Here is a 4,238-nt window from a genome sequence, read left to right as displayed (position 1 = left end):
CGGACGCCGTGCGCGCCGTGACGCCCGTGCCGGGCGGGGTGGGCCCGCTGACGTCCGCGCTGATGTTCTCGAACCTCGCGCGGGTGCTCGAACGGACCGCCGGGCTGTAGCCGAAGCGAGGGAGGGCCGCCGGACGTCCGGCGGCCCTCCTCCTCGTTCGTCCTACGCGTCCAGCCAGGCGCGCAGGCGGGCTTCGAGCGCGTCCGCGTCCGCGAGGAACGCGTCGTGCCCGTGCGGGCTCACGAGCTCCCAGTACTCGGCGTTCCCGAGCTTCCCGGCGAGCTGGCGCACCTCGGCGGCCGGGTAGAGTTCGTCGCTGCTGATGCCCACCACGAGGGTCGGCACGTGGGTGGCGGCGAGCACGTCGTCCGGGACGTCGAAGGCGTCCATCGCGGTCGTGAGGGTCACGTAGGACTCGGGCGTGAAGCGGCGGCGCAGCTTCGCGCCCTGGTAGCGCAGGTACGTCGTGACGGCCCGCTCGCCGGGCTGGGTGGGGCTCTCGCCGCTCTGCGTGAGCTCCAGGCTCTGGTGACTGCGGTAGCTCAGCATCGCGAACATCCGCGCGACCTCCAGACCGCGTTCGGGGTCCACGGCGACGGCGGCGCGCGCCGCGATGTTCCAGCCCGTCGCCCACGCCGACTGCCGCGCCGGAGCGCCGATCACCGCGGCGCGCCGGACGCGGTGCGGGAAGCGCGTCAGGAACGACAGGGCCACCATGCCGCCCATGCTGCCGCCCACGACGGCCACGCGGTCCACGCCGAGATGGTCGAGCAGCGACGCCTGCACGCGGCTCATGTCGTGGATGGTGAGGGGATGCCCGCCGAGCTGCGCGGCGGTGCTGGAGCCCGCGCAGCCCCCGATCACGTTTGCGCACACCACGAAGTGCCGGGCGGGGTCGATGGCGAGGCCCTCTCCGAAGACGGGTTCCCACCAGACGTTCGCGTTCGCGTCGCCCGTGAGGGCGTGACAGACCAGCACGGCGTTCGAGCCGTCCGGCGCGAGGCGACCCCAGGTGCGGTAGGCGACCCGCACGTTCCGCACCTGCGCGCCGCAGTCGAGGATCAGCGGCCGGTCGCGGTGCAGCACGACCGTCTCCACCGCCTGACGGGGGAGCGTGGCGGTCATGCGGGTACGACCTCGGGGACGGCCGCGAGGGCCTGTTCGAAGTCGGCGACGATGTCGTCGACGTGCTCCAGCCCCACCGACACCCGCACCAGCCCCGGCGTCACGCCCGCCGCGCGCTGCTCCGCCTCACCGAGCTGGCTGTGCGTGGTGCTCGCCGGGTGGATCACCAGCGTCTTCGTGTCGCCGACGTTCGCCAGCAGGGACGCCAGCCGCACCTTGTTCACGAACGCCTCGCCCGCCTCGCGGCCCCCGGCGAGCTCGAAGGTCAGGATGCTCCCCGCGCCGTGCGGGAAGTACTTCCGGGCCCGCTCGAAATGCGGGTGCGACGGCAGGTCCGGGTGCGTGACGCGCGTCACCTCCGGCCGGGACTCCAGCCACTCGGCCAGCCGGTGCGTGTTCTGCACGTGCCGCTCGGCGCGCAGCGACAGCGTCTCCAGTCCCTGGATGAACAGGCTCGCGTGGTGCGGGCTCAGCGTGGGTCCCAGGTCGCGCAGGTTCTCCACCCGCGCGCGGATCGCGAACGCCACGTTCGGCAGGCCGAGCGGATTGCCCTCCCCGAAGGTCTCCCAGAAGTTCAGCCCGTGGTAGCCCGGGCTCGGCTCGGTGAACAGCGGGTAGCGGCCGTTCCCCCAGTCGAAGTTCCCGCCGTCCACCAGGAGGCCGCCGATGGCGGCGCCGTGCCCGCCGATCCACTTGCTGGCGCTGTGCGTGACGACGTTCGCGCCGTGCTCGAAGGGACGCAGCAGGTAGCCGCCCTGCCCGAAGGTGTTGTCCACGACGAAGGCCACGCCGAGGTCACGTGCGACGGCGCCGATCGCGTCGAAGTCCGGGATGTTCAGGGCGGGGTTGCCGAGCGACTCGACGTACAGCGCGCGGGTGCGGTCGTCGACCAGCGCGGCGAACTCCTCGGGGCGTTCCTCGGGACTCGTGAAACGCACCTCGATGCCGAGCCGTGGGAGGGTCACCTTGAACAGGTTGTACGTGCCGCCGTACAGGTTCGGGCTGCTCACGAGGTTGTCCCCGGCCTGCGCGAGGGTGAGGACCGCGACGAGCAGGGCGGCGTGCCCGGACGCGACGGCGAGCGCCGCGGTGCCCCCTTCGAGGGCGGCGATGCGGTCCTCCAGGACGGCGTTGGTGGGGTTCTGGATGCGGGAGTAGATGTTGCCGAACTCGCGCAGGCCGAACAGGTTCGCGGCGTGCGCGGCGTCGCGGAAGGTGTAGCTGGTCGTCTGGTAGATCGGGACGGCGCGCGAGCCCGTGTGGGGATCGGGGCTCTGGCCGGCGTGGACCTGCAGCGTCTCGAAGCGGTGGGGTCGGGTGGTCATGGGGTCCTCCGCGCGGTCCACCGAACGGCGGAACGCTGGGCGCCTGAGCGCCCGGGTGCGCCTCCCCTGGGAGGCGGGCTGGGGTGTGCGGGGGACGCCCGAAGGCGAAAGCCCCCTCTCCGGAGAGAAGGGGCGACTCGCGTGCCGGAACCCTTCCCTTATCGTTCCCGCTTTTGCGCCATCGTCGGCGTGGAGCGGGCTGGATGGAGCACCGTGCCGTGATGAGGGCCGGTTGCTGCGCGGTTCACTGGGCCAGATCCCTGTCGCGCTCTGGATAAAGGTGAGTTCCGCGTCGCGGAACAAGAGAAGCGTAGCGGGAGGCGGGGTGAGGAGTCAATAGACGTGGAAGTCGCGCAGCCCGGTGTCCTCGGCGTACTGGACCTCCACGGTCGTGACCTCCGCGTGGGGCGGGCCGCGGCGCAGCCAGTGCAGGAGGCGGTCGAGGTCGCCGCGCGCGCCCTCGGCGACGACCTCCACGCGGCCGTCTCCGAGGTTCTCGGCGTAGCCGGAGAGGGCGAGGTCGCGGGCGTGGCGCTGGACGAATCGGCGGTAGCCGACGCCCTGCACGCGGCCGGAAACGAGGGCGCTCAGTCGCATAGGGGAAGTGTAGCGGGCGCGGCGCGCGAGAGGCTTCACCCGCGCTTGAGGGGGCGGCCCGCTTCTTGCGTGTTCGTGAAGCGTACGCACGAACGCGATGAACTCGTTTTGAAACTCACGTGGCGGTCCATACAATGCCTTCGTGACCCGTGCCCGCTGGCCGCTCGTCGTGCTCGTCTCCCTCGTCGCCGTGCTGATCGTTCTGGCGCTCCTCGTGATCTTCGCGTGGCCTGTCCTGGCGCGGCCCTTCCTGGGCAACCTGCCGGGCGGGTACTCCATCCGCGCGGACCGCATCGGCGGGCCCATCTGGAGCCCCCACCTGGGCGGCGCGCTCCTGAAGGGCCCGGGCGTGAACGCCGAGGCGGACGACGTGCGCCTGCGGGTGCGGGGTGTGGACTTCCCGGGGAGGACGCTGCGCCTCTCCGGCAAGCTCGACGGCGCCGAGATCGACCTCGACACGAGGGAGATCTTCGGCGGGAAGTCCAGCGCGACGTGGCGGGTGCTGCCCGAGGACCTCGACCTGCGGAACGTGCGGGTGAATCTCAACAACCGCGGCTACCGCCTCCCGAACGCCGTGGTGAGCGCCACCGGCGCGGACGGGACGCTGAACGTGCAGGCCCGCACGCCCTTCGGGGGCGCGAAGGCCGCCGTCCGGTACGCCCCGAGAGGGGATCAGGTGGGCGGCTCGGCGGACGTGGAGGTCGACGCGACGGTCCTGAACGCCTTCTGGAACGGCGTGCGGGGCGGGAAGTTCACGGGCCGCTACACCTTCGAGGCAGGCGACCTGCGCGGCGACCTGAACCTCACGGGCGGCCGGGTGGTCGTGCCGGGCGCGTCCTTCGTGGAGGCGCGTGACGTGACGGGAACCGTCCGCCACCGGGGCGAGAAGTTCGACATCGACTTGAGGGGTCGCGCCTGGAACGGTCCCGTCACGGCGAACGCGCGGGTGGACACGGCCGCGCGCCGCTGGGACGTGACGGCCGAGGCCGCGCCGACCGTGGCGGGCCTCGCGCGGGCCCTCGGGACGACCGGGACGGGCGCGCTGACCCTGCGCGCGACCGCCGGGGGCTGGGACGACCCCACGGTGAACCTGAGCGCCGGGGGCGCGGGCGAGGTAGCGGGCGTGACCTTCCGTGACCTCGCGGCGCGCTACACCCTCGCGGCGCGGCGTTCGCGCGTCACGCTGGGCGC

At 72.6% G+C, this 4,238-nt stretch carries 3 protein-coding genes, 2 pseudogenes and 1 riboswitch; of the genes and pseudogenes, 2 read left to right on the top strand and 3 right to left on the bottom strand.

Going from position 1 to position 4,238, the window contains the following annotated elements; translation table 11 throughout:
• Positions 1 to 110: pseudogene (locus DEIPI_RS40705) on the top strand (bifunctional 5,10-methylenetetrahydrofolate dehydrogenase/5,10-methenyltetrahydrofolate cyclohydrolase); the annotation flags it as partial.
• Positions 111 to 162: 52 nt separating this feature from the next.
• On the opposite strand, the gene DEIPI_RS34900 reads toward DEIPI_RS40705, so the two are convergent.
• The 3 genes from DEIPI_RS34900 to DEIPI_RS0126340 form a co-directional block, all read right to left on the bottom strand.
• A complete protein-coding gene (locus tag DEIPI_RS34900) occupies positions 163 to 1,125 on the bottom strand; it encodes a homoserine O-acetyltransferase family protein (RefSeq protein ID WP_045235273.1) in 963 nt (320 codons plus the stop codon).
• Positions 1,122 to 2,450 (bottom strand): O-acetylhomoserine aminocarboxypropyltransferase/cysteine synthase family protein, encoded by a 1,329-nt coding sequence (locus DEIPI_RS0126345; RefSeq protein WP_027483756.1) that lies wholly within the window; start codon positions 2,448 to 2,450, stop codon positions 1,122 to 1,124. The genes DEIPI_RS34900 and DEIPI_RS0126345 overlap by 4 nt, the downstream gene beginning before the upstream one ends.
• Before the next feature lie 155 nt (positions 2,451 to 2,605).
• Positions 2,606 to 2,731: riboswitch (SAM riboswitch) on the bottom strand.
• Positions 2,732 to 2,783: 52 nt separating this feature from the next.
• Entirely contained in the window at positions 2,784 to 3,047 is a 264-nt protein-coding gene (locus DEIPI_RS0126340; RefSeq protein ID WP_027483755.1) for an acylphosphatase, read from the bottom strand.
• Between the two features lie 142 nt (positions 3,048 to 3,189).
• Here DEIPI_RS0126340 and DEIPI_RS34895 point away from each other — a divergent pair.
• Positions 3,190 to 4,238 (top strand): annotated as a pseudogene (locus DEIPI_RS34895) (translocation/assembly module TamB domain-containing protein); the annotation flags it as partial.

It is taken from the genome of Deinococcus pimensis DSM 21231 (assembly GCF_000519345.1).
GTDB classification, from domain to species: Bacteria; Deinococcota; Deinococci; order Deinococcales; family Deinococcaceae; genus Deinococcus_A; species Deinococcus_A pimensis.
Note: the sequence above shows the minus strand (reverse complement) of the source record. Positions and strands in the feature narration are given on the sequence as shown.

What these genes read in the sequence shown, in the direction of transcription:
- DEIPI_RS34900 (WP_045235273.1), bottom strand. Translation starts at nt 1,125, where the DNA reads ATGACCGCCACGCTCCCCCGTCAGGCGGTGGAGACGGTCGTGCTGCAC.
- DEIPI_RS0126345 (WP_027483756.1), bottom strand. Translation starts at nt 2,450, where the DNA reads ATGACCACCCGACCCCACCGCTTCGAGACGCTGCAGGTCCACGCCGGC.
- DEIPI_RS0126340 (WP_027483755.1), bottom strand. Translation starts at nt 3,047, where the DNA reads ATGCGACTGAGCGCCCTCGTTTCCGGCCGCGTGCAGGGCGTCGGCTAC.